Source organism: Streptomyces sp. CB01635, from assembly GCF_002803065.1.
Lineage (GTDB): Bacteria > Actinomycetota > Actinomycetes > Streptomycetales > Streptomycetaceae > Streptomyces.
In genome coordinates this window covers 366,401-391,964 of sequence record NZ_NNBL01000005.1, presented here as the reverse complement: position 1 = coordinate 391,964, position 25,564 = coordinate 366,401, and the positions used below count along the sequence as shown (strand labels likewise).

Genomic DNA, 25,564 nt, shown 5'->3' with positions numbered 1-25,564 from the left:
AGAGATCCTCGACTCACTCGCCCGCTTCTGCCGACGAATCTCCGGCGCAGGACACTAGAAGAACTTCAGCGGATCAGTGCAGCACCACGCACCCCCGCGCCGTGAGGGCCTCGAGCAGCCCGGACGGCATGTGCATGTCGTTCCACCGGAGGTCCAGTTTCTCCAGCGCGGGCAGCGCGACGATCCAGTCGGGCAGGTCGCGCAGCCGGTTGGACCGTAGGTCGAGCCGCCGTAGCAGCGGAAGTCCGCGCAGGGATCCGGGCACGTCGGTGAGGGCGTTCTCGCGCAGTTCGAGTTCCCGCAGCTCACGCAGGTGCCGTACGGAATCGGGGAGGGCGGTGAGGCGGTTGCCGCGCAGCCACAGCTCGCGCAGCGCGGTCAGGCCGCCGATCGATTCGGGGAGCCGGGTGAGGGTGGCGTGCTGGGCGCGCAGCTCCACGAGGCCCTTCATCGAGCCGATCGATTCATGGAGTCCGGAGAGCTTGTTCTCGCCGACGTTGAGATAGGCCAGCCGCGAGAGCCTGCCGAGCGAGTCCGGGAGCGCGGTGAGCTCGTTGTCGTGCAGGTAGAGGAAACGGGTCAGGCTCGTCAGGTCACCGAGCGTGTCCGGGACGGAGGCGAGTCGGTTGTGCCCGAGATCGAGAGTGTGCAGGTGGGGGAGCGATCCGATGCGGTCGGGGAGCCGGGTGAGTGTGTTGTCGGGCAGGAGGAGGACCTCCAGGCGGGGGTGATCCCACACCTCGTCCGGTACGTCGCTCAGGCCCGCCCGCCAGTACGAGAGCACAGCCGGCCTCCCCCGAGATGTAATGGATGTGCGGGACCTTATCATTAGCCTCATGCGCGACATCAGCTCCGGCCCGCACGGCACGCCGCTCGCCCTGGACCTCGTCCTCACCATCCGCCACGACGGGCACGGCGGTGTCGCTGATGACCTCGACCGGCCCGAGGCGCTGACGGCCTGGGTGCGGGAGCGTGCCGAGGTGCTGCCGGGCGCCGCCGGGTTCGAAGCGGACGCGACCGCGCTCGCCGAGGTGCGCGAGGTGCGGGCCGCCGCCCGCGCGCTGTTCGCCCACGCCGTGCGCCCCGGCGAGCCCAGCCCGGCGGACGCCCACCGGCTGCTCCCCGTGAGCGAGGCCGTGCGGCGGCTCAACGAGGCGGCGGCGCTCACCCCCACCGTTCCCGTCCTCACCTGGGACGACGGCGCCATTCCCCTCGTACGCCATGAGGCGCGCACCTCCGCGCCCGCCCCCGACCTGCTCACCGCGGCCCTGGCCCGCGCCGCCGTCGGCTTTCTCGCGAGCGACGACCGCGAGCGGCTGCGGGCGTGCCACGCCCCGCGCTGTGTGCGCTACTTCCTCAAGGATCATCCCCGTCAGGAGTGGTGCAAGCCGTCCTGTGGCAACCGCGCACGGGTCGCCCGGCACCACGAGCGGCACCGCGCGGAGGCGGTACAAGACTGAACTCGCCGCGGGGGAGTGGGTGTTGAGTGAGTGCACCGGCGGGGGCACCGGCCGTCGTCCCCGGCCGATTGCACACCGATGAGCAGACCATTGCGCCGCCTCGGGAACCCGCGACGCCCCGGGATTCGCCCGCGTCGGCCCGGTCACGACCCCGTCGGGGCCGCGGCCCCCGCGCCGCGGACCGCCCCGGTGCACGTACCATTGCGGCATGTCCTTCCTCCGCCGACGCAGCTCCGCCACACCCGCGGGTCCTGACTTCGATGTCCTCGCCATGGACCCGGGTGACTGGCCGGGCAATCTCGGCGCGGGCCTGCTGCCCGCCCCTGACGGCAGCTGCCAGGGCGTTTTCCTGCGCTACGACCTGTTCGGCGGCCGCGGCCCCGCGATGATCATCGGCAATCTCCCCGAGGGCTCATCGGCCCGCGAGACCGCCGAGGGCGAGATCCCCTTCGAGGTCGCCCAGCTCCTTCTCGCGCTGGAGAACGACGAGGAGGTCACCGTCGTCGGCACCGAGGACGTCCCGGTGATGCAGGGCGACAACCTCCTCATCGTGCGCCGCCTCAAGCTCTCCGAGAGCCGTATCTCCTGCGTGCAGTTCGACCGCAGCGACAACGTCCTCGTGACCATCGCGGCCTGGGACCGGCCCATCACGGACGACCTCTACGCGCTTCTGAAGCCGCTGCCCCCCGAGCTGTTCCAGCAGGCCTGAGCCAGGAGAAACGGCCGGGCCCGGACCTGCCCCCACGGCAGATCCGGACCCGGCCGAGTCATGTGCGCTCTAGGCTCCCGACGGCAGCACCTGCACGTCGGCGGCCCGGACGTACGCCACCCGGTGACCGAACTGGATCTCGTAGTAGACGTCCTTGCCGCGCACCACCCGGTGCGACGTCGTGTCGAACGTCGGCGAGAAGAAGTACTCACCGGTCGTCCTGCCACCCGCGACGTACCGCTGCCCCGCGAGCAGCTTGTACGGCAGCGGAGAGATCGCCTGCGGCGTGATGTCCGCCGGGTACGCCTCCTTCTCGGGGTAGGCGCGCCCGTACACGGGGACGTCGGTGCGACCGGCCTTCGGGGCGACGACCAGGCCTGCCGCGTTCACGGCCGTGGGCTGCTTCTTCGGGTTCTTGAACCAGGCCTTCTGGCCGAGGTACCAGACCGCGGTCCAGTCGCCCTTGCGCTCCGCGACCGCGTACTGCTGGCCGGTCGACAGGCGTGCGCCCATGTCGTTCACATCGGTCGTGGAGTCCTCGCCGCCGGGCCGCAGCCCGATGTCCTTGATCAGCGGCGCGTCCTCGCTGGGCGCGGTGTACACCCGTACGGCGCCGGAGCCGTGCGCCGCGCAGGTCTCGCCCGCCTTGACGCAGCCCGTGTACACCGGCTTGTTCCTGGCGAAGTCGGGGGCGATGGTGACGAGGCCGCCCTTCGTGCCTGCGGTCGCCTTGAACGGCTTGCCCATCAGCGCGAAGTAGTGGGCCCAGTCCCAGTACGGACCGGGGTCGGTGTGCATCGTCTTGATCCCGGCGGGTGTCGTGCCGGGCACGTTGTCATGGCCGAGGATGTGCTGCCGGTCCAGCGGGATATCGTACTTCTTCGCCAGGTACTTCACCAGGCGCGACGACGCCCGGTACATCTCCTCGGTGTACCAGGAGTCCGGCTGGGCGAGGAAGCCCTCGTGCTCCAGGCCCAGGGACTTGGCGTTGACGTACCAGTTGCCCGCGTGCCAGCCGACGTCCTTGGCCTTCACGTGCTGGGCGATGTGCCCGTCCGTGGAGCGCAGCGAGTAGTGCCAGGCCAGATACGTCTTGTCCTGGACGAGCTGAAGCGTCGTGTCCCACGTAGCCTCGGTGTCGTGGATGACGATGTAGTCGATGCTCTGGTCGTTCGGCCGGTCGGCGAGGTCGTGGTTGCCGTAGTCGCCGTCCCCGAACTCCTCGTAGGGCGCCGGGATCCACTCGCACGACACGGTCGCCGGGCACTCGGTGCCGCTCTCGTCGGATTTGCGCAGACCCATGCTCCGGACCTGCGCCGCGTCGGGCTTCAGGCTGCGGTCGGCCGCTAGCTCCACGTGCTGCCCGGCGTCCGTGGTGCGCCGCTCGCCGTCGTGGATCACGGCGAACACGTCGTTCGCGTACGTCGCCGCCGTGGCGGTGTCGTCGGCGCCGGAGAACTTCGCGATCGCGCCGTACCAGTCGGCCGGGTCGGAGCTGAGGGGCTTGCCGAGGGCCTTCTGGGACGCGGCGAGCAGGGCGGCGCCGCCGCGTACATTGGCCGCGGGGTCGGAGCGCAGCTGTTCGGCGGGGATGCCGCTGAGCTCGGCGGCACGCGTCAACGACTTCAGGCGGGCCGGGAGTTGGGAGTTGCGCGGCACCTTCGTCTTCGGGGTGAGCGCCGGCCGTGACGTGTCACCGCGCGGATCGCCCTCGGCCTCGCTGTGCGCGGCCACACCGGCGAGCGCGGCGCGGGCGTCCGTGAGGTGCATGGGGCCGTAGCCGCCGGTGACGCTGGGCGCACCGCCGTGCGTGTCCCACCGGGACTGGAGGTAGGAGACACCGAGCAGGACGCTCTGGGGCACCCGGTACTCGGCCGCCGCGGTCGCGAACGCGTGCTGGAGGCCCGCGTCCGACGCCCCCCGGGCCTCGCTCGGGGGCGCGGCGCCGAGGAGGGGGAGCAGCAGGGCCGCCGTCGCGAGCGTCCCCGCCGCCCGGGCCGCCTGGTTGGTGCGTCTGCGGGCGGCCGGGGAGTGGTCGCTGGTGGTCGAGGGCAAAGCGGCCTCCTGGGAACTGTCCTGGGACGGATGAGCTCGACGGTGTGCGGGGCGATCGTGGGTCAGTGGTATCGGCTTGCCGACGATCCGTCAATCATGCTCAGGGCAGGGGACTTCCCATGTCAGCGCCCGTTCGGCGGGCTTTCGCCGGGGAGGCCTCACCGCCTGCGGCGCGTCAGTGGAGTGGACCAATGACCGTCCGGAAAGAGTGGGGCCGCCGTCTCGGCATACGGGAGGGCGCCGCGCGCTCACAGCGCACTCCACCTGATCGGGGGATCGACCACGCGGGTGTTCCCTCATAGCCGGCCAGGGGTGTCCGGCGCGGCTATGTGCCGCCCAGGACCCGGTCCACCTGCTCCGGCGAGAGGGCGTGCTCGATCGCCAGGATGGCCGCGCCGACCACGGCCGCGTTCGCCCCGGTGCGGCTCGGCTCGATGCGCAGGACATGGGTGGCCAGCGGGTGGGAGCGGCGGTACACGGCCTCCCGCACGCCCGCGAGGAGTTGGTCGTGGACGGCGGCCAGCGCGCCGCCGACCACCACCGTGTCCGGGTTGAAGAAGTTCACCAGCCCCGCGAGAACCTCGCCGACCGCACGGCCCGCCTCGCGCACCATCCGTACGGCGTCACGGTTGCCGGACTTCACCAGGCGCACGACATCGCGGCTCGACGCGGCGTCCAGGCCCAGGTCCGACAGCTCGCGGGCCAGCGCCGCGCCGCCCGCCACCGCCTCGAGGCACCCCGAGTTCCCGCACCGGCACGGTGCCGTCTCCTGACGGCTGTCGCCCACCCGGATGTGCCCGATGTCGCCCGCGCTGCCCTGCGCGCCCCGGTGCAGCCGGCCGTCCGCGACGATGCCGCAGCCGATGCCCGTGCCGACCTTGATGTAGAGGAGATAGCGGGTGTCCGGAAACGCCCGGCGCTGCTCGGCCAGCGCCATCACGTTCACGTCGTTGTCGACGAGGGCCCGCACGCCGAAGCGGTCGGCGAAGAACTCCGGGATCGGGTACTGGTGCCAGCCGGGCATGATGGGCGGATCCACGGGCCGGCCGGTGGTGAACTCGACGGGGCCCGGCACGCCCACACCGATCGACTGGAGTGAGGCCGGGTCGAGGCCCGCCTCGTCGAGGAGCGCGTGGAGCGTCCGCTCGACGTGGCCGAGAATCGACGCAGGACCGTCAGCGATCGACAACTGGTCCTCGCGCAGCGCGAGTTGATCCCCGCCGATGTCGAGCAGCGCGACCCGGCAGTGCGAGGCGCCCAGGTCGACGCCCGCCACCACGTGCTCGCGGGTGCGCAGATGGAGGCGGCGCGGGGGCCGGCCACCCGTCGAGTCCCCGGCCTCCGCCCCGGCCTCGGTGAGGAAGCCGTGCGCGATGAGTGCGTCGACGCGCTGCGACACGGTCGACCGCGCGAGGCCGGTGATCCGCGCGATGTCCGCGCGGGTCGCGGCGGCCCCCGTACGCAGCAGGGCGAGGACCTCGCCGGGCGACGACGGCGGCGCGGAACTGGGGTGATCCGGCGCTCCAGACATGGCAGTCACGATAGGGACGAGTTCCGCTGCTCACAAGCCCGATGCTGTTCGCCGATCGACCTAAGTACCTGTCAATTTCCTTTGTACGGACCAGGGTTGGGCCCTTGACAGGTCAAAGAAGGGTCAGCACATTGCAATGCAGACCGCTGCGGAAGACTGCCGAAGAGGCCGGAGAGGCTGAACGATGCAGGCGACACAGACGATGTTGGCGATGCACGGCGTGTCCAAGAGCTTTCTCGGTGTACGGGTGCTGCACGGGGTCTCCCTGGACCTCGCTCCGGGCGAGGTGCACGCGCTCGTCGGGGAGAACGGCGCGGGAAAGTCCACCCTGATGAAGGTCCTCGCGGGAGAGCACGTCCCCGACGAGGGCACCATCACCCTGGACGGCGCCGAGCAGTCCTTCAGCCATCCCGCGCAGGCCCAGGCCGCCGGAATCGGCATCATCCACCAGGAGTTCGCACTCCTGCCCCACCGCACCGTCGCCGAGAACGTGTTCCTCGGCCGCGAACCGACCCGGCGCGGACTCGTCGACCGTCGCGCCATGGAGGCGCGCACCGCCGAACTCCTCGCCGAACTCGGCGAGTCGGGCATCACCCCGCGCACCTACGTCCGCGATCTGCCGGTCGCGCGCCAGCAGACCGTCGAGATCGTCAAAGCACTCGCCTCCGACGATGCGCCCGCCCGCGTTCTTGTCATGGACGAGCCGACAGCCCCGCTCGCCGACCACGAGGCGGCCCAACTCCACGCTCTCGTACGCCGACTGGCGGCCCGTGGCCTCGGCATCCTCTACATCTCGCACCGCCTGCGCGAGGTCTTCGACCTCTCGCAGCGCATCACCGTCCTCAAGGACGGCCGGCACGTCACGACCGTACGCACCGAGGACACCGACACCGACCAGGTCGTCCGCGCCATGGTCGGCCGCGAGCTCAGCGCCTACTACCCGCCGCGCGCCCGCCCCGGCGAGGCCGGTGACGTCCGGCTGACCGTGCGCGGTGGAGGCAACGCGCGCCTGCGCGACATCGACCTGACCCTGCGCTCGGGAGAGGTCACCGGCATCGCGGGCCTCCAGGGATCAGGACGTACGTCCCTGGCCCGTGCCCTGTTCGGGGCCGCGCCCTTCACCACCGGCGCCATGACCGTCGGCGGGCGCGACCTGCGTCCCACGAGCCCGCGTCAGGCCATCCGTTCGGGGATCGCCCTGGTCACCGAGGACCGTAAGGCCGAGGGCCTCGCCCTGCGCCAGTCCGTGCGCGACAACGCGCTCCTCGTCACGCGGGCCGTCCCCGCGCGCGGCCGGCCGCCCGCGGCCCGCGACCTCACCGCCCTCCTGGAGCGGGTCCGGCTGCACGCGCGCGGCGAGGACCAGCAGGCCCAGTTCCTCTCCGGCGGCAACCAGCAGAAGGTCGTCATCGCCAAGTGGCTCGCCGCCCGCCCGCAGATCCTGCTCTTCGACGAGCCGACCCGGGGCGTCGACGTCGGCGCCAAGGCCGCCATTCACACCCTCGTCCGCGACCTCGCCCGCGAGGGCCTCGCCGTTCTGATCGTCTCCTCCGAACTCCCCGAACTCATCGGCATGAGCGACCGCGTCCTCGTCATGGCGGAAGGGCGCCTGGCCGGTGAACTCCCTGCCGGCGCAAGCGAGGAGGACGTCATGCGCCTGGCCACACGCGGCGGCCCGGCAGCGCACCCGCCCGCCCCCGCCTCACCGGAAGGAAGCGCATGACCGGGACCGCCGTCGCCCCGCCGCCCGTCGCGAAGTCCGCCCCGCCGCGCAGAATCCGCCTCGCTGACCCCGCCGTCGGCGTCTGGCTGGCCGCCGCGGCCGTCACCGCCGCCGGGTGGATCGTGGTGGCCGCGCGCGGCGGGGACTTCCTCACCCTCGCCAACGTCGTCGGCATCCTCCAGAACTGCGTGGCACTCGGACTTGTCGCCGTCGGGCAGACCGCCGTGATCCTCAGCGGCTCCCTCGACCTCTCCGTGGCGTACCTCATTAGCCTCGGCACGCTCGTCGCCGCCACCACGATGGAGGACGGCAGCCTCGTCACGGCCGTCCTCGCCGTACTCGCGCTCTCCGCCGCCGTCGGCCTGGCCAACGGCCTCGTCGTCACCGGCCTCAAGGTCAACGCGTTCATCGCGACCCTGGGCACGGCGTTCATCCTGCGCGGCTGGATCGAGGACAACTACACGGGCCCCGCGGGCAAGGTCCCCGCCTCGTTCCAGCATCTCGGCTACGACCGCATCGGGCCCGTCCCCGTCTCCGTGTTCCTGCTCGCCGCGGTCGCCGCCGCCCTGTGGCTCGTCACCCGCCGCACCCGATTCGGCCACCACCTCTACGCGACCGGGGGTGACGAGCACGCGGCCCGCCTCTCCGGCGTCCGCACCCGGCGCACCGTCGTCGCCGCCCACGTCCTGTGCTCGCTGTGCGTGGGAGCTGCCGCGCTCTTCCTCGCCGCGCGGCTCGGCGCAGGCGCCCCCTGGGCCGGCACCGAGGCCCGCTACGACCTCGAGTCGATCGCCGCCGTCGTCCTCGGCGGCACCGCGCTCGCGGGCGGCCGTGGGGGAGTGGCGGGCACGCTCGGCGGCGTCCTGGTCCTCGCCGTGCTCGACTCCGTCTTCAACCAGCTGGGCGTCGACCCGTTCTTCAAGAACGTCGTACGCGGCGTCGTGATCATCGCCGCCGTCGCCCTCTACGCCCGGCGCGGCACACGGAGGACCGCATGACCGCCGCGAACCCAACGGCCGCCCTCTACAAGCGAGTTGCCCGATCCCTGGGCGCCGGCGCCCCCGTCTACGTACTCCTCGCCGTGCTCCTCGTGGCCCTGGCCGCCACCGACCCCGGCTTCTACGAACCCGAGCGCTTCCTCGCCTTCGTCAAACGCGCGGCGCCGCTCGTCATCCTGGCGGCGGGCCAGTATCTGGTCATCGTCTGCGGGGAGTTCGACCTCTCCGTGGGGGCCGTCGTCACGGCCGGTGTCGTCGTCGCGGCGGAGCTCTACGGCTCGTACCCGGGCGCCTCCTGGATCGTGGTGACGGGCGGGCTGCTGCTCGCCGGAGCGCTGACCGGTCTCGTCAGCGGGCTGATCACGACGAAACTGCGCGTGCCGTCGTTCATCACCACGCTCGGCATGATGCTGATCCTCGAAGGCGCCGTCTTCTTCTGGACCGGGGGCTCGCCGCACGGATCGCTCCCGGAGGAGTTCCGCCGGCTCGGCCGCGGCACGGCGGGCGGCTGGCTGCCCTGGGCGGTCCTCGCCTGCCTCGTCGCGGGCGCCGCCGCAGTGTTCCTCATGCGCTCGGACTTCGGCCGCACGCTGATCGCGACCGGCGACAGCGAACGCACCGCCGCCCTCGCGGGCGTCCGCGTGCACCGGGCCCGCATCATCGCGTTCGTGCTGTCGGGCGTCGCGGCCGCGCTCGCTGCCGTACTCGTCGGCGGATTCTCCGGAGTGTCCGCGCAAGCGGGCCGCGGCTACGAGTTCGAGGCCATCACAGCCGTCGTGCTCGGCGGCGTCGCACTCGGCGGGGGCCGCGGCAGCGTCGTCGCCGCGATGGCCGGGGCCTTCTCGCTCCAGGCCCTGTTCACACTGCTCAATCTGCAGGGCGTCTCGGGCGCCCTCGAATCCACGGTCCAAGGCGTCATCGTCATCGCCGCCGTAGGTCTCGGAGCCGCCGACTTCTCCCGCCTGCGCCGCCGTCGTACTCATCCCTCGGGAGGGACCCCCTCATGACCCGCAGACGTCCACTCGCTGTCGCCGCCGCTCTCGCGGCCGCCGCCCTGCTCACCTCGTGCTCCAGCGACATGCCGGCCGACTCCGCAGCGGGCACGGCGCCGGAGAGTGCCACGAAGGGGGGCGCCGACAAGCCGTCGAAGTTCTTCCAACAGGCCGAGTACGACAGGCAGTTGGCGCTCGCCGAGGTCACGCCCGAAGGGCCCGCGGACAAGCCCTGGGAGCAGATGCTCGAACCCGAGATGGCCGACACGGCCCAGTACAAGAAGAAGGGCTCCGGCGGCACCCACCTCTGCTTCTCCAACGCCGGAGTCTTCAACCCCTGGCGCCAGGTCGGCCTCAAGGACATGAAGGCCGAGGTGAAACTCCACAAGGAGATCACCGACTTCACCGTCCTCGACGCCCAGGGCAAGGACGACAAACAGATCTCCGACATCCAGGAACTCGCCGGGAACAAGAGCTGCGACGCCCTGATCGTGTCCCCGAACACCACCGCGACGCTCACCCCGGCCGTGAAGGAGGCCTGCGGAAAGCTGCCCGTCATCGTCTTCGACCGGGGCGTCGAGACGGACTGCGCCGTCACCTTCATCAACCCCATCGGCGGCTACGGCTACGGGGCCGTCGCCGCGGACTTCCTCGTCGGCAAGGTCAAGCCCAAGGGCAAGATCCTCGCCCTGCGCATCTCACCCGGCGTCGATGTCCTGGAGACCCGCTGGTCCGCCGCGAAGCTCGCCTTCGACAAGAGCCGACTCGACGTGGTGGACGTCAAGTTCACCGACGGCGACCCCGCCAAGACGAAGTCGATCGTGGCGGACGCGATCTCCCGGCACGGCAAGGTCGACGGTGTCTGGATGGACTCGGGCGCCACATCCGTGGCCGCCGTCGAGGCGTTCGAGGACGCCGGCGTGGACGTCCCACCCATCACCGGTGAGGACCAGCAGGACTTCCTCCAGGCGTGGAAGGACAAGAAACTCACCGCGATCGCGCCCACGTACCCCACCTTCCAGTGGCGTACGCCGGTCATCGCCGCCCTGCGCGTGCTTGACGGCAAGCAGGTCCCCAAGGAGTGGAAGCTGCCGCAGCCCACCGTCACCCAGGACAACCTCGACGAGTACCTCCAGGAGGGCATGCCGCCCCTGCACTATGCCATGTGTGGCTGCCAGGACCTGCCCGGCTACCCGAAGGACTGGGGAGGCAAGAAGTGACGGCGCCTGCCTGGAAGTTGGGCGCCAACCCCTGGATCTGGCACTCGCCGGTCACCGGCCACGCCCTCGCCGACACGCTGCCCCGGCTTGCCGCCTGGGGGTTCGACTGCGTGGAACTCCCCATGGAGAGCGCGGGCGACTGGGACCCGGGCGACGCGGCGAAGCTCCTCGACGCGACCGGTCTCGCCCCCGCCGCCGTGATCGCCGTCATGCCGCACGGCCGCGAGCTGGTCGACGCGGCCGCCGCCACGGTGCGCACCACACAGGACTACTTACGCCACTGCGTGGACGCCGCCCACGCGATCGGGGCGCCGGTCGTCGCGGGACCCCTGTACGCCTCCGTCGGCCGGACCTGGCGCATGGACCGCGCCGCACGCGAGGCCGCGTACGACGAACTGCGCACGCATCTCGCCCCCCTCGTCGAGCACGCCCGCGCGGCCGGGGTGCGCCTCGCGGTGGAACCCCTCAACCGCTATGAGACCAGCCTGCTCAACACCGTCGCCCAGACCCTGGACGCCCTCGACGGGCTGCCGCACGACGGGATCGGCGTCGCGCTCGACACGTACCACCAGAACATCGAGGAACACTCGCTCCCTGCCGCCGTCGGCGCGACCGGGGACCGCATCGCGCACGTCCAGGTCTGCGCGAACGACCGCGGCACACCCGGGGCCGACCACCTCGACTGGAGCGGCTTCCTGGACGCGCTGCGCGAGGCGGGCTACCAAGGCCCCTTGTGCATCGAGTCGTTCACCGCGCACAACGACGCTATCGCGGTCGCGGCCTCCGTGTGGCGCCCGCTCGCCGGCAGCCAGGACGCCCTGGCCACGGACGGCCTGCGTTTCCTGCGCGCCGCGACCGGCCGAAGCCGCTGAACCTCTGAGTTCCTCCGCATTCCGGCACCCCGCAAGTCCGTCCACTGTTTCCACCGAAAGGACCACCTCATGGGATGTCATGCTCGTGACATCAGAGGCATGCGAAGAGCTGCCCTCGCGTTACTGACCGCACTGCTGCTCGCCGTCGGCTTCCTGCCCACCGGCGCCACAGCCGCGGGCAAGGCCCCCGCCTTCCGCGCGCTGCTCTTCACCAAGGCCGTCGGATACGTCCACGGCTCCATCCCGGACGGCATCAAGATGGTCGAGGAGGAGGCCGCGGCGAACAACTTCGAGGTCGTCCAGACCGACGACTCGACCGTCTTCGACGACGCGAAGCTCAAGGACTTCGACGTCATCATCATGCTGCAGAACTCCGGCATGGTCTGGGACACCGCCGGCCAGCGCGAGGCCCTGCAGAAGTACGTCCGCGGCGGCAAGGGCGTCGTCGCCGTCCACAACACCCTCGACATGGGCGTCGAGGAGCAGTTCCCCTGGTGGGACGAGACCATCAACGGCGGCGCCCACATGCCCGCCCACTCACCAGGCGTGCTCCAGGGCACGGCCAAGGTCGCCGACCGCGTGCACCCCTCCACCAAGGGACTTCCCGAGCGCTGGGAGCGCCCCGAGGAGTGGTACAACTTCGACAAGGACCCGCGCGGCGACGTGCACGTCCTCGTCACCGCCGACGAGACCACGTACGACCCGGGCGGCTCCGCGATGGGCGCCGACCACCCCATCTCATGGTGCCGCAACGCCGAGGGCGGCAAGGTCTGGGCGACCGCCATGGGCCACGACAGCGCCTCGTACACCGAACCCGCTTTCCGCTCCCACGTGCTCGGCGGTATCCAGTGGGCCGCGGGCAACAAGCCCGGCGACTGCGGCGGCACCGTCTGGTCCGGCTACGAGAAGACCGCCCTCGACGACAACACCGCCGACCCGATGGAGCTCGACGTCGCCAAGGACGGCAAGGTCTTCTACATCCAGCGCAGCGGCGAGGTGAAGGTCTACGACCCAGCCACCCACGCCACCGCGACCGCGGGCAAGCTCGACGTCTACACCGGCGGCGAGGACGGCCTCGTCGGCATGGAGCTCGACCCGTCGTTCAAGGACAACCACTGGATCTATCTGTACTACGCGCCGAAGGACGCCAAGGACGACGTCAACCGGCTCTCCCGCTTCACGGTCAAGTCCGACAACACCCTTGACCTCGGCAGTGAGAAGAAGCTCCTCGACGTCCCCGCCTACCGCGACCGCAGCTTCCCCGAGCCCGGACACACGGGCGGCGCCGTCGAGTTCGGCCCGGACCGCACCCTCTACCTCGGTGTCGGCGACGACACCCCGCCCAACCTCGACCCCGACTGGCAGGGCTACGCGCCGATCGACTGGCGTCCGGGCAAGCAGATGCTGGACGCCGCCCGTACGGCCGGCAACACCAACGACCTGCGCGGCAAGATCCTGCGGATCAAGCCCACGAACGCGGGCGGCTACACCATCCCCAAGGGCAACCTCTTCGCCAAGGGCACGGCCAAGACCCGCCCCGAGATCTACGCGATGGGCTTCCGCAACCCGTTCCGCTTCAACGTCGACCCGAAGAACGGCGCCCTCCACGTCTCCGACTACGGCCCCGACCGCGGCGCCCCGACGACCGACCGCGGCCCCGAGGGCCTCGTCGAGTACAACGTCATCAAGAAGCCCGGCAACTACGGCTGGCCCTTCTGCCACGGCAACAACCAGCCGTACGCCCCGTACAACCCGGACACCAAGGAGGTCGGCGCCAAGTTCGACTGCGACAAGCCGGTCAACCCCTCGCCGAACAACACGGGCCTCAAGGACCTGCCGCCCGTGCAGCAGCCGGTGATCTGGTACGGCTACGGCAAGTCGAAGGAGTTCCCGGAGATGGGCGAGGGCGGCTCCGCGCCGATGAGCGGGCCCGTCTACCACTACGACGCGAAGAACCCGTCGAAGACCAAGTTCCCCGCCTACTTCGAGGGCGCGAGCTTCTTCTACGAATGGGCCCGCGACCAGGTCAAGGAGATCCGCTTCGACCAGGACGGCAAACTCCTCAAGATCAACGACTTCCTGAAGACCGCGAAGTTCGCCAAGCCGATGGACATGACCTTCGGTCCCGACGGCTCGCTCTACGTCCTCGAATGGGGCAGTCAGTTCGGCGGCGGCAACAACGACTCCGGGCTCTACCGGATCGACTACGCGCAGGGACAGCGCGTACCGATCGCCGAGGCGAAGGCCTCCGTCACCAACGGCCCCACCCCGCTCGAGGTCTCCTTCTCCAGTGAGGGAAGCAAGGACCCCGACGGCGACCCGCTCACCTACGCCTGGGACTTCGACGGCGACGGCACCTACGACTCCACCGAGGCGAGCCCGAGCCACACCTACACGGCGAAGGGTGATTTCAACGCCCAGCTGAAAGTCACCGACTCCACCGGCAAGTCCGGTTACGCCAACGTCCCCGTCACCGCGGGCAACACCGCGCCCAAGGTGAAGATCGAGTTCCCCGTCGACGGCAAGCTCATCGACTTCGGCGACAAGATCCCGTACAAGGTGACCGTCACCGACCCGGAGGACGGCACGGTCGACTGCTCCAAGGTGACCGTCAACCCGGCCCTCGGCCACGACGACCACGAGCACCCCACCACGGACATCCCCGGCTGCGAAGGCACCGTCGACACCGGTGACCTGGGCGGCCACCCCGAGGGCGCGGACCTCACCTACGTGCTCAACGCCAAGTACACCGACAAGGGAGGCGACGGCGTCAGCGCCCTGACCGGCTACGGGCGGTCCGTGCTCCAGCCCAGGCACAAGCAGGCCGAGTACTACGACGGCCAGTCCGGCACGCGCGTCGTCGCACAGGAAGGCGCCGAGAACGGCAAGCGCATCGGCGACGTCAGCGACGGCGACTGGGTCCAGTTCGACCCGATGAGCGTCGAGGGCATCGGACAGGTGAACTACAAACTGTCGTCACCGTACGGAGTCGGCTCCATCGAGCTGCGCGCGGACGCCCCCGACGGCAAGCTCCTGGCCACCACGCCCGTCCCGAACACCGGCGACTGGGACACCTACCAGGCCACACCCGCCGTCCCGGTCGACGCGCTGACCGGCACACACAAGCTGTACCTCGTGTTCAAGTCCCCGCAGGACAACTCGTTCGACGTGGACGCCGTGCAGTTCAGCAACCCGTAGCCCCTAGGGACAAGGGCACACGAGAATCCGCGGTGCGCCGCTGTCCTGGCGCACCGCGGATTCCTGTCCCCTCAGCGAGTGCCGACCGCCGCACGCACGGCCCTGCGGGCCAGCTGGCAGTCGTCGTGCAGCCGCCTCAGCAGCAGCCGCTGTTCCTCGCCGGACGGCGCAGCACCGTGCGGGGCCGTGCCCGATGCCGCCGGGGTCGTGTCGTGCATCGAACGCTGCACGGCCGTCTCGTACGTCCGGATCTCCCGCGTCAGTACGAGCATCAGGTTCACCAGGAACGCGTCCCGCGCCGCGGGACCGCCGGACTGCGCGAGCTGGCTGATCTGGCGGCGCGCCACCGGCGCGTCACCGAGCACCGACCACAGCGTCGCCAGGTCGTACCCCGGCAGGTACCAGCCCGCGTGCTCCCAGTCCACGAGCACCGGGCCCGCCGGTGACAGCAGGATGTTCGACAGCAGTGCGTCACCGTGACAGAACTGGCCCATGCCCTGGCGGCCCGACGAGTGCGCGATGCCGTGCAGCAGCTTCTGCAGATCGCCCATGTCCCGGTCGGTGAGCAGCCCGAGGTCGTGGTAGCGGGAGATCCGGTCCGCGTAGTCGAGCGGCGCGTTGAACGTGCCGGCCGGCGGACGCCAGAGGTTGAGCCGGCAGATCGCGCTGAGCGCGGCCCGCACGTCCGCCCGGGGCGGTGCCTCGGCCGGGTGCCGCTGCAGGGCGGCGACCCGGCCGGGCATCCGCTCGATCACCAGCGTGCAGTTGTCGGGGTCCGCGGCGATGAGCCGCGGCACCCGGACCGGTGGCCGGTGCCGGACGAACGAGCGGTATGCAGCTATCTCGTGGCGGATCCGCTCGGCCCAGATCGGGGAGTGGTCCACTAAACACTTGGCGACGGCGGTGCTGCGCCCTGTGGTGCCGACGAGCAACACGGACCGTCCACTGCGGCGCAGCACCTGCACCGGATTGAACTCCGGGCAGATCCGGTGCACCGAGGCGATCGCCGTGCGCAGCTGCGCCCCCTGGGGGCCGGACAAGTCGAGTCTCCCGCTGAGCGGTTGGGTGCCGAGCCCCGGGACGCGCCTGGTCCGACCGGAGCCGAGCGCTGCGGCCGCAGGTCGCGCGGGGTCGAGATACGGGCCGCCGCCCGCCGGTGGGGCCTCCCCTGCGCGGCCGTTGCCGCGAGCCGGGGGCCGGGCGTAGAGCGGCCGGGGCGGGGCGGACACGGAGGACGATGCTGCGTACATGGGCGAACAGATCCCTTCGTGTGCCTGCGATTTGCCTGCGCCACCCGCCCCGGGGAACCGTGGTGCACCCTGGGGAGTGAGCCGCGGCAACCGGGTCGGGGTGGCGCATTCCTACCTGACACCCGGTGCCCACTGGCACACCATCTGGCGCACCCTGGCGAACCCTGGCGAATAGTCGCTCTGCAACTGACAGAGGGTTACTGTCAACTCAGCCGAGAACCTGGGGGCTTGACGTGAACGGACAACCCAACACCCGCCTGAACGACCTGTTCGGCCTCGCCGGCTGGTCCAAGGGGGAGCTCGCGAGGCTGGTCAACCGGCAGGCGGCGGCCATGGGCCACCCACAGCTGTCGACCGACACCTCACGGGTGCGGCGTTGGATCGACATGGGAGAGATCCCGCGCGATCCGGTGCCACGGGTGCTGGCGGCGCTGTTCACCGAGCGACTCGGCCGTGTCGTGACCATCGAGGACCTCGGTCTGGTCCGGCACGGGCGCACGGGGAAACGGCGTGACGACGGGGCTGTGCAACACCCCGACGGAATGCCATGGGCGCCCGAGCGGACAGCTGCGGTCCTCACCGAATTCACGGGAATGGACCTCATGCTCAACCGACGCGGCTTGGTGGGCGCGGGTGCCGCGCTTGCCACAGGATCTGTACTCAGCGGCGCCATGCATGACTGGCTGCACACCGATCCGGCCCTCGCGGCCGACGCCCCACGTTTCGAAGACCCCCTGCACGCCGACCCCGCTGGGTTCGACCGCTATGAGGCCGCCCCCATCGGGTCGCAGGAGATCGAGGAACTGGAGCGCTCCGTCGAGGTGTTCCGGGCCTGGGACGCGGCCCGCGGTGGCGGCCTGCAACGCAAGGCGGTGGTGGGCCAGCTCAACGAAGTGGGCGGCATGCTCAGCTACCGGCACCCCGACCATCTCCAGCGGCGCCTGTGGGGCGTCGCCGCCAACCTGGCCGTCCTCGCGGGCTGGATGTCGCACGACGTCGGCCTCGAACCCACGGCCCAGAAGTACTTCGTCATCGCCGCGCACGCGGCGCGGGAGGGCGGCGACCGGCCGCGCGCCGGGGAGGCCCTGTCCAGGGCGGCCCGTCAGATGGTGCACCTCGGCCGGCCCGACGACGCACTCGACCTCATGAAGCTCGCCAAGTCCGGATCCGGCGACCAGACCCTGCCGCGTACCCGGGCGATGCTCTACACCATCGAGGCCTGGGCACAGGCGTCGATGGGCAAGGGTCAGGCCATGCGGCGCACCCTCGGCCAGGCGGAGGACCTCTTCGTCTCCGACAAGGGCGACGTCCCGCCGCCCAGCTGGATGCAGATGTTCGACGAGGCGGACCTGCACGGGATGCAGGCCCTGGCGTACCGCACCCTCGCCGACCACGAGCCGGCCGCGGCGAACACGGCGCAGCGCCACGCCAAGGAAGCCCTCGAACTGCGGGCGAACGGGCGGCAGCGGTCGCAGATCTTCGACTACATCTCGCTCGCGTCGGCCCTGTTCATCGCCGACGACCCGGAGCAGGCCGACCGGTACGCGCGCCTGGCGCTGGTGTCGATGGGGGCCAACTCCTCCCATCGCACCTGGGACCGGCTCCGCGAGATGTACCGGCTCACCGGGCAGTACGCGACCTACCCGAAGATCGTGGACCTGCGTGAGGAGATCAAGCTCGCGCTGCCGAAGACCCCCGGAAAGCCCACGGGGGGCAAGCGCGCCCAGGCGTGACCCTCCGGGGCACGTGGCCCGGATTCAACAAGTAGCTGTCTGCAACCAGCTGTCCGCGTCAGGAGCCGATCCTGGCGACCAGCACACAGGCCTCGTCCGCGCGCTCGTGCGCGGCGAACTCCTCGAAGACCGTCCGCACACAGTCCTGCGCGGTGGCGGCCTCGGCGAGTCGTGGCGCGAGATCGAGGAGCCTGTTCGCCGCCGCGGCGCCGCTGCGGTGGGGGACCAGGCCGTCGGTGTGCAGCAGCAGCAGATCGCCTGCGCGGAGCGTCTCCTCGGCCAGCCCGTACGTGGCACCGGGTGTCGCTCCGAGCAGCACGCCCTCCGGCGGCGTCAGCGCACGCCCCACCCCGTCGCGGAAGAGCAGCGGGGCGGGGTGTCCCGCCTGCGCCCAGGTCAACGTGCGCGACCGGGGATCGTAGCGGCAGCAGACCGCGCTGCCCAGTGACGGCTGAACCGACGTGTCGGTCAGCTGGTTGAGCCAGCCCATCAGCTCGTCGGGGCGGGTCCCCGTGACGGCCATGCCGCGCAGGGCGCCGAGGAGCATCGCCACGCCGGAGGTCACGGCCACGCCGTGTCCGGTCAGGCCGCCCACGCTCAACAGGGTCTGTCCGTCCGGCAGTTCGAGCGCGTCGTACCAGTCGCCGCCGACTGGCTCGCCCGTCGACGACGGCAGATGCCGGGCCGCGAGGTCGAGGTCGTGCGGTGCCCCCTGGGAGAACCGCAGGGAGCCACGCCATGGCGGCAGCACGGCCTCCTGGAGCTCGACCGCGAGCCGGTGTTCCGTCTGCTCGATGTGCCGCCGGCGCTGGAGCGAGTCATGGGTCTCGCGTACGGCCCGCTGGGTGCGGCGCAGCTCGCTGACGTCGCGCAGGACCGCCCACATCGAGGCGGTGGAGCCGTCGGCGTCGAGCACGGGCTCGCCCATCATGTGCACAGTGCGGGCGGTGCCGTTGGTACGCAGGATGCGGAACTCGCCGTCGATCGGCTTCCCCTCGATGAGACAGTCCGTCACCATCCTGGTGAGCATGGCCTGGTCATCGGTGTGCACGACGGACGGGAGTTCGTCGAGGGTCAGCGGGGGTGCGTCGGGGCTGCGGCCGAGGATCTGGAACAGTTCCCCGGACCAGCTCGCCTCGTCGGTGAGGAGATTCCACTCGGCGCTGCCCACGCGGCTGAGCAGGGAACCGCTCGGCGGCTCGGCAGGCGCACAGTCGCGGGCCTCGGGGATCAGCGAATCCACGGTCGGGCGCGGTGGCCCGTCGCGCAGCTGCGCCAAGTGCTTGTCGAGATCGCTGAGTTGGTGCACGGCGAGCTCGTAGAGGGCACGCTGCCAGCGTCGCTCGGGGTCACCGTCGTCCGAAATGGCCTCGCGGCGCACGGCGTCGACATCACCGAGCAGCCGACGCGTCTGCGTGATCAGCGCGTCGACCGAACCGTGCTCCGGCGGCTGGGCGGCGGGGCGGTCCGCGAAGACATGGGGAGGCATGACGTACTCCGATACAGGCGCGGCACGACCAAGACTGACGGAAGGACCGGTAATGACTGTTGCACAGCCGGACAGGCCCCGTAAGGGGTTTGGCAACACCCGGTGCGGTGATGCTTCTGGCATATACCTGAGTCCTCCCGGGCGTCCGGTTCAGACGCGGAGCCACACCGCCGTGTCCCGTGGGAGCCGCCCCTCGTCGTCCAAGGGGCCACTGGCCAGCAGAAGACGTGAATGCGCCGGGAGCGGAGCGGCCGGATCGGAGAAGTTGACGACGCAGACCAGGCCCTCGCCCCGGGCAAGAGCCAGTACGCCAGGGGAACTTGGGAGCCAGCGCATCGGCCCGTCGCCGAATCCCGGCTCCGTGCGGCGCAGGCGAAGCGCCTCGCGGTAGAGCGACAGCATCGAGCCCGGATCGGCGTCCTGCCGATGGGCCGCGTACGTCCCCCAGTCCGCCGGCTGCGGCAGCCAGGGCTCCCCGGCTGACCCGAAGCCGTACGAGGGTCCGTCCTGCGTCCAGGGCAGGGGCACGCGGCAGCCGTCGCGGCCCGGGTCGGTGCCGCCGGAGCGGAAGTGCATCGGGTCCTCGATGCGGCCGGGCGGAACCTCCGCCTCGGGCAGGCCCAGCTCCTCTCCCTGATAGAGGTAGACGGCCCCCGGCAGGGCCAGCGACAGCAGCGCCGCCGCGCGCGCCCTGTGGGTGCCGAGCGCCAGGTCCGTGGGCGTGCCGAAGCGCTTCGACGCGAAGGCGAACGTGGTGTCCGTCCGGCCGTAGCGGGTCACCGTCCGTGTCACGTCGTGGTTGCACAGGACCCAGGTCGCGGGAGCCCCCACCGGCGCGTGGTGGGCGAGCGTCATGTCGATGGACTCGCGCAGTTCCGACGCATCCCAAGGGCGTGACAGGAAGTCGAAGTTGAAGGCCGTGTGCAGCTCGTCGGGGCGCAGATAGCGGGAGAAGCGCTCGGGGTCGGGGACCCACAGCTCCCCGATGAGTACGCCGTCGTACTCATCGGCGACGGCCCGCCATGAGCGGTAGATCGTGTGCAGCTCGTCGCGGTCCACATAGCCGCTCGTGTCGTCCTCGGCGGCGTCGGCGAGTGCCGGGTCCTTGGCGAGGAGTGCCGCCGAGTCGACGCGTACGCCCGATGCGCCGCGCTGGAACCAGAACCGCAGCACCTCCTCGTGCTCGTGACGCACCGTGGGGTGCGCCCAGTTGAGGTCCGGCTGCTCGGGCGTGAACAGATGCAGGTACCACTCGCCGTCGGGGACGCGGGTCCAGGTCTCGCCGGCGAACTGGGACGGCCAGTTGTTGGGCGGCAGTTCGCCGTGCGCGCCCCGGCCGGGCCGGAAGTGGAACAGCTCGCGCTCGGGGCTGCCCGGGCCCGCCGCGAGCGCGGCCCTGAACCAGGCGTGCCGGTCGGAGACATGGTTGGGCACGACGTCGACGATGACGCGGATACCGAGGTCACGCGCCTCCTCGATGAGCTTCTCCGCCTCGGCGAGCGTGCCGAACGACGGGTCGATCGCCCGGTAGTCGGCCACGTCGTAGCCGCCGTCCGCCATCGGGGAGCGGTACCAGGGGGTGAACCAGATCGCGTCGATCCCCAGGCGGGCCAGGTGGCCCAGTCGGGCTCTGACCCCCGCGAGATCGCCCGTCCCGTCTCCGTCGCCGTCGGCGAAGCTGCGTACGTACACCTGGTAGATGGCGGCGGAACGCCACCAGTCGCCGGTGTCTGGGGTATGGGGGGCTGCCACGTAGTGGTCCTTTCGGGCAGGAGGGCGTGCCGGGGCGCGCCGTCACGGAGGCGGCGTACGGGGGAGGGGCGGCGGGCGTCAGCCCTTGAGGCCGCCCGCGGTGAGACCGCTCATGATGTTGCGCTGGAACAGCAGGAAGAGGATCAGGGTCGGCAGCGAGGCGATGGTGAGGGCGGCGATCAGCCAGTTCTCAGGAACGCCGCTGGCCAGCGAGTAGATGCCGACGTTCAGGGTCTGCTTGCCGGGGTCGGGCAGCGTCAGCATCGGCCAGAGGAAGTCCTTCCACACGCCGACGACCGCGAAGATGGAGACGACGCCCAGGATGGGCCGCGAGATGGGCAGCACCACGGACCGCAGGGTCCGCAGCGCGGACGCCCCGTCGATGGACGCCGCGTCCAGCAGCTCCTGCGGGATCGAGTCGAAGAACCGCTTGAGCAGGAAGATGTTGAAGGCGTTGGTGACGGACGGCAGCCAGATCACCCAGGGGCTGTTGAGCAGATTGCGCTCGAAGATCGGCACGTCGAGGACGGTCAGGTACTGCGGCACGACCAGGACCGTCGCCGGGATCATCAGCGTCGCCAGCATCATGCCGAGGATGACGTTGCCGAACAGGGGCCGCAGCTTGGACAGCGAGTAGGCCGCTGCGACGTCGAGGACGAGCTGGAAGGCGAGCGCGCCGAACGCGTAGTACAGCGTGTTGCCGAGCAGCTTCGCCAGATCCATCACCCGCCACGCGTCCCCGTAGTTGCCGGGGTGCACGCTGGTGGGTACGAGCGTCGGCGGGGACTTGACGAACTCCTGCGTGGTCTTGAGGCCGCCGCTGACCATCCAGTACATCGGCCCCAGGAAGACCAGCGTGAAGAGAACCGTCACCAGGGCGAAGACGACCCAGTAGACGACCTTGCCGCGCCGCCTGCCGAGCTGGGCCGGCGAGATCAGGGTCCGGGGACGCATCGTGTCGGTAGCCATGTGAACTCCCGTGCGGGTCAGTCTTCTTGGGTGCGGCTGAGGCGTACGTACACCGCGGAGAACCCCGCGAGCAGGACGAGCAGGACCAGGCCGAGCGCTGCCGCGCCGCCGTAGTTGTTGAAGTTGAAGGCGTACTGGTAGATGAGGTAGACGACGGTCATGGTGGAGCCCTCGGGGCCCGCGCCGTTGGTGAGCAGGAACGGCTCGGTGAAGACCTGCATCGTGGCGATGATCTGCATGAGGAACATCAGCGAGAGGATCAACCTCGTCTGAGGGATCGTCACATGCCAGATCTTGCGCCAGAGTCCGGCGCCGTCCAGCTCCGCTGCCTCGTACAGCTCGCCGGGGATGCCCTGGAGGGCGGCGAGGTAGATCAGGGTCGCGCCGCCCATGTTCATCCAGGTCGCCGCGATGACCACGGAGACCATCGCCGTACTCGTGGACTGCAGCCACTGCTGGTCAGGTATCCCGAAGATGCCGAGGATCCTGTTGAACAGGCCGTAGCCAGGGTCGTAGAAGTACTTGAACAGCAGGACCGAGGCGACCGGCGGAAGCATGACCGGAAGGTAGACGAGCATCCTCAAGTAGCCCTGGCCGTGCCGGAATTCATTGAGCAGGACCGCCACGAGGAACGGCACCGCGAACCCCAGCACGAGCGCGAGTCCCGTGAACAGGAGGGTGTTGCGCCAGGCCTGCCAGAAGGCCGGGTCGTTGAAGACGTAGGAGAGGTTGGACCAGCCGGCCCAGGTGGTCCTGCCGTCCTTGTTCTTCTGGAAGGCCAGGAAGAACTCCCTGACCATCGGATACCAGGAGAAGAAGGAGAAGCAGAGCACCGCGCCGATCAGGAAGCCGTGGGCGGAGAGATTGCGCTTCACCGCTCGGGCCAACGAGCCGCGCCGCTCGGGGAGTTGATGCGGCGCACGGGCGGGCGCCGGCGAGCTCTTGGACAGCGTGGGGGCCGACATGGTCGCTCCTCGGGGTGCAGGTGCCGTGGGCTACTGGTTGGCCAGCACCTGGTTGACCTGCTGCTCCGCGGTGGCGAGCAGCTTGTCGATGTCGGCGTTGCGGTTGGTGAGGACGCCCGACATCACGTTGTCGAGGACCTTGTAGACCTCCTGCGCCTTCGGCGGCTCCGCCTTGCCGGGCACAGTGTTAGCCAGGAACGGCTTGAAGTTCTCGACGGGCATCGTCGCGTTCTCCGTGCGGGACGCGAGGTCCTCGGCCTTGGTGTCACCGGTGAAGAAGTTCGGCTGCGGCAGGCCCACGGGCAGCTTGTCAGCCTTGGTGCGGTCCCACTGGAACTGGCCCTTGCCCGGGGTGAGGTTCTTGAAGTTCAGCCAGGCGACGGCCGCCTTGATCTTGTCGGGCGACGAGCCCTTCTTGATCATGTAGTCGTTTCCGCCGAAGAGGGTGGCCTTGCCGCCGGGGATCGGCCCCATGCCGAAGTTCTCGTAGTCGGCGCCCAGTTGCTGGACCATGTACGTGATGTCGTCGGGCGCGGCGAGGAACATGCCCAGCTTGTCCGAGGCGATCTGCTTCTGGAGGTCGCCCCACTTCAGCAGCTGCGTCTTGCCCATGCTGTCGTCCTTCCAGCGCATGTCGTGCAGCTGCTGGGCGACCTGCTTGCCGGTGGCGTCGTTGAACGCGGCCTTCTTGCCGTCGGCGGAGACGACGTCGGCCCCGAGGCCGTACATCGCGGCGGTGAAGTGCCAGCCACCGGTGTTCTCCGCGCTGTACTCGCCGTAGCCCGAGATGCCGTTGCCGAGGCCGGCGATCTTCTTGGCGGCGGCGCGGACCTCTTCCCAGGTCGTCGGCGGCTTGTCCGGGTCGAGCCCGGCCCGCTCGAAGAGCTTGCGGTTGATCAGCAGGCCCATCGTGTAGTTGCTGGTGGGCAGCCCGTAGAGCTTGCGGTCCTTCTTCAGGACGCCGAGGACGTTCGGGTCGATGGAGTTCAGGGCCGGCACGGTCTTGGGTGTCACGTAGGCGGAGATGTCCTCGGCGCCGTTGTTGTCGAGCACCTGCTGGAGATCGGTGAAGTACGTGTAGAAGACGTCCGGTTGGGACTTCGCCTTGAGCTGGGCGGTGAAGCGGGCGGGCTCCTCGCACTGGCCCGGCGTCGACTTCCCGCTGATCGTGACGTTCGGGTACTTCTTGTTGAACTCCTTGACGTCCTCTTTCCACTCCCTGAGCTCGGCCGCCTTCGCCGCCGGCGGCATGCAGTCGATGGTGAGCGTGACCTTGGTCTTCGGATCCAGCGGAGCCGAAATGCCGGCCTTCGAGCCGCCGCCCGCCCCGCTGTTGTCGTCGCTGCTGCTGGTGCCGCAGGCGGCGAGGGAGGTCAGGGTGAGCACGGCGGCGACCGCGGCCGCGGAGGTATGGCGGGTAGGGCGGAACCAGGAGCTTCTCATCGGTGGTCCCCTTCGGGCATGAGCATGGAGGGCCCACGGCTGACGACAACCGCAGGAAGGCCTACGGCTATCGAGCAGCCGGGGCGCGGCACACTCAACCACCGCGAACAGTCGCCCGCAAGATGTTGTGCAGACTCCGCAAAAAACTGACTATGCCACGGCTGTGCGGGACGGAGCCTGTGCCGTGGAGCCGCGCACCACCAGTTCGGGCTCGAACAGCAGCTCACCGGGCGTCACCGAGCCGCCCTGGATCTGCGTGACCAGCAGCTCGACGGCGGCCCGGCCCATCGCCTCGATCGGCTGGCGCACGGTGGTGAGGGGCGGTTCCGTGCAATTCATGAACGCCGAGTCGTCGTAGCCGACCACCGAGATTTCGTCGGGCACGCGCAGGCCCTCACGCCGTGCGGCCCGCACCGCGCCGAGCGCCAGCGGGTCGCTCGCGCAGATGATTCCCGTGATGCCGCGCCGCATGAGGCGCGCCGCCGCCGCGTGGCCGCCCTCCAGCGAGAACATGGCCCGCTCGACGGCGTCCTCGGGCAGCGTCCCGCCGGCTGCCCGCACCACGCCCCGCGCGGCGGCGAGCTTGCGCATCGACGGCACATGGTCGTCCGGGCCGAGCACGAGTCCGATGCGTTCGTGGCCGAGCGAGGACAGATGCCGCCAGGCCTGCTCGACCGCGACGGCGTCGTCACACGCGACACAGGGGAAACCGAGGTCCTCGATCGCCGCGTTCACGAGGACGACGGGGACCTTGCGTTCCGAGAGCAGTCGGTAGTGCTCGTGGCGGGCGTCCGCCTGGGCGAACTGGCCGCCCGCGAACACCACGCCGGACACCTGCTGCTGGAGCAGCAGTTCCACGTAGTCCGCCTCGGAGACGCCGCCATTGGTCTGGGTGCACAGGACGGGGGTGAGGCCCTGCTGGGCGAGCGCGCCGCCGATCACGTCCGCGAACGCGGGAAAGATCGGGTTCTGCAGCTCCGGCAGGACGAGCCCGACCAGGCGGGCGCGCTCGCCGCGCAGTTGGGTCGGCCGCTCGTAGCCCAGGACGTCCAGGGCCGTGAGCACGGCCTGCCGGGTGGCCTCCGAGACGCCGGGCTTGTTGTTGAGCACCCGGCTGACCGTCGCCTCGCTGACGCCGACCTTCTGTGCCACCTGAGCAAGTCTCCGTGTCATGGAACGCAAGATTAGCGCAAGAATTGCAGTCT

19 protein-coding genes are annotated in these 25,564 nt (G+C 70.3%); 9 read left to right on the top strand and 10 right to left on the bottom strand.

The window, feature by feature from the left end; genetic code table 11:
- Positions 1–73: 73 nt before the first annotated feature.
- Positions 74–829 carry a leucine-rich repeat domain-containing protein gene (locus tag CG723_RS19195; RefSeq protein ID WP_100594652.1) on the bottom strand — a complete coding sequence of 252 codons (756 nt, stop codon included), beginning with the start codon at positions 827–829 and terminating at the stop codon, positions 74–76.
- Between the two features lie 7 nt (positions 830–836).
- On the opposite strand from CG723_RS19195, the gene CG723_RS19190 reads away from it, so the two are divergent.
- Entirely contained in the window at positions 837–1,460 is a 624-nt protein-coding gene (locus CG723_RS19190; protein WP_100594651.1) for a CGNR zinc finger domain-containing protein, read from the top strand.
- Positions 1,461–1,668: 208 nt separating this feature from the next.
- Positions 1,669–2,169, top strand: coding sequence for a hypothetical protein (locus CG723_RS19185; RefSeq protein WP_100594650.1), 501 nt, complete (start codon positions 1,669–1,671; stop codon positions 2,167–2,169).
- A gap of 69 nt (positions 2,170–2,238) precedes the next feature.
- Here CG723_RS19185 and CG723_RS19180 read toward each other — a convergent pair whose 3' ends face one another.
- A complete protein-coding gene (locus CG723_RS19180; protein WP_100594649.1) occupies positions 2,239–4,224 on the bottom strand; it encodes an N-acetylmuramoyl-L-alanine amidase in 1,986 nt (661 codons plus the stop codon).
- Positions 4,225–4,549: 325 nt separating this feature from the next.
- Entirely contained in the window at positions 4,550–5,755 is a 1,206-nt protein-coding gene (locus CG723_RS19175) for an ROK family transcriptional regulator (RefSeq protein ID WP_100594648.1), read from the bottom strand.
- Between the two features lie 202 nt (positions 5,756–5,957).
- On the opposite strand from CG723_RS19175, the gene CG723_RS19170 reads away from it, so the two are divergent.
- The 6 genes from CG723_RS19170 (at position 5,958) to CG723_RS19145 (ending at position 14,758) form a co-directional block, all read left to right on the top strand.
- Entirely contained in the window at positions 5,958–7,478 is a 1,521-nt protein-coding gene (locus tag CG723_RS19170) for a sugar ABC transporter ATP-binding protein (RefSeq protein WP_100594698.1), read from the top strand.
- Positions 7,475–8,476, top strand: a complete 1,002-nt coding sequence (locus CG723_RS19165) for an ABC transporter permease (RefSeq protein WP_100594647.1) — start codon at positions 7,475–7,477, stop codon at positions 8,474–8,476. The genes CG723_RS19170 and CG723_RS19165 overlap by 4 nt, the downstream gene beginning before the upstream one ends.
- Positions 8,473–9,483: an ABC transporter permease gene (locus CG723_RS19160; RefSeq protein WP_100594646.1), complete on the top strand. Its 1,011-nt coding sequence runs from the start codon at positions 8,473–8,475 to the stop codon at positions 9,481–9,483. Before CG723_RS19165 ends, CG723_RS19160 begins: the two co-directional genes overlap by 4 nt.
- The gene (locus CG723_RS19155) at positions 9,480–10,688 is read left to right on the top strand and encodes a substrate-binding domain-containing protein (protein ID WP_100594645.1); all 1,209 of its coding nucleotides are present in this window, start codon (positions 9,480–9,482) and stop codon (positions 10,686–10,688) included. Before CG723_RS19160 ends, CG723_RS19155 begins: the two co-directional genes overlap by 4 nt.
- Entirely contained in the window at positions 10,685–11,560 is an 876-nt protein-coding gene (locus tag CG723_RS19150; protein ID WP_100594644.1) for a sugar phosphate isomerase/epimerase family protein, read from the top strand. Before CG723_RS19155 ends, CG723_RS19150 begins: the two co-directional genes overlap by 4 nt.
- Positions 11,561–11,659: 99 nt before the next feature.
- Positions 11,660–14,758: a ThuA domain-containing protein gene (locus CG723_RS19145; RefSeq protein WP_234374387.1), complete on the top strand. Its 3,099-nt coding sequence runs from the start codon at positions 11,660–11,662 to the stop codon at positions 14,756–14,758.
- A 71-nt stretch (positions 14,759–14,829) separates the two neighbouring features.
- On the opposite strand, the gene CG723_RS19140 is transcribed toward CG723_RS19145, so the two are convergent.
- On the bottom strand, positions 14,830–16,008 hold the full coding sequence (locus CG723_RS19140) for an aminoglycoside phosphotransferase family protein (RefSeq protein WP_100594642.1): 1,179 nt from the start codon (positions 16,006–16,008) through the stop codon (positions 14,830–14,832).
- Between the two features lie 233 nt (positions 16,009–16,241).
- On the opposite strand from CG723_RS19140, the gene CG723_RS19135 reads away from it, so the two are divergent.
- Positions 16,242–17,741, top strand: a complete 1,500-nt coding sequence (locus CG723_RS19135; RefSeq protein ID WP_100594641.1) for a DNA-binding protein NsdB — start codon at positions 16,242–16,244, stop codon at positions 17,739–17,741.
- 58 nt (positions 17,742–17,799) lie between these two features.
- On the opposite strand, the gene CG723_RS19130 is transcribed toward CG723_RS19135, so the two are convergent.
- From CG723_RS19130 to CG723_RS19105, 6 genes are all read right to left on the bottom strand, one after another.
- On the bottom strand, positions 17,800–19,230 hold the full coding sequence (locus CG723_RS19130) for a PP2C family protein-serine/threonine phosphatase (protein ID WP_100594640.1): 1,431 nt from the start codon (positions 19,228–19,230) through the stop codon (positions 17,800–17,802).
- 150 nt (positions 19,231–19,380) lie between these two features.
- Positions 19,381–20,982 carry a glycoside hydrolase family 13 protein gene (locus tag CG723_RS19125; RefSeq protein ID WP_100594639.1) on the bottom strand — a complete coding sequence of 534 codons (1,602 nt, stop codon included), beginning with the start codon at positions 20,980–20,982 and terminating at the stop codon, positions 19,381–19,383.
- Positions 20,983–21,060: 78 nt separating this feature from the next.
- Positions 21,061–21,936, bottom strand: a complete 876-nt coding sequence (locus tag CG723_RS19120; RefSeq protein WP_100594697.1) for a carbohydrate ABC transporter permease — start codon at positions 21,934–21,936, stop codon at positions 21,061–21,063.
- A gap of 32 nt (positions 21,937–21,968) precedes the next feature.
- Complete coding sequence (locus CG723_RS19115) at positions 21,969–22,916, bottom strand: carbohydrate ABC transporter permease (RefSeq protein ID WP_100594638.1); 948 nt, start codon at positions 22,914–22,916, stop codon at positions 21,969–21,971.
- 30 nt (positions 22,917–22,946) lie between these two features.
- Positions 22,947–24,359: an extracellular solute-binding protein gene (locus CG723_RS19110; protein WP_100594637.1), complete on the bottom strand. Its 1,413-nt coding sequence runs from the start codon at positions 24,357–24,359 to the stop codon at positions 22,947–22,949.
- Positions 24,360–24,509: 150 nt separating this feature from the next.
- Entirely contained in the window at positions 24,510–25,532 is a 1,023-nt protein-coding gene (locus CG723_RS19105) for a LacI family DNA-binding transcriptional regulator (protein WP_100594636.1), read from the bottom strand.
- Positions 25,533–25,564: the final 32 nt, after the last annotated feature.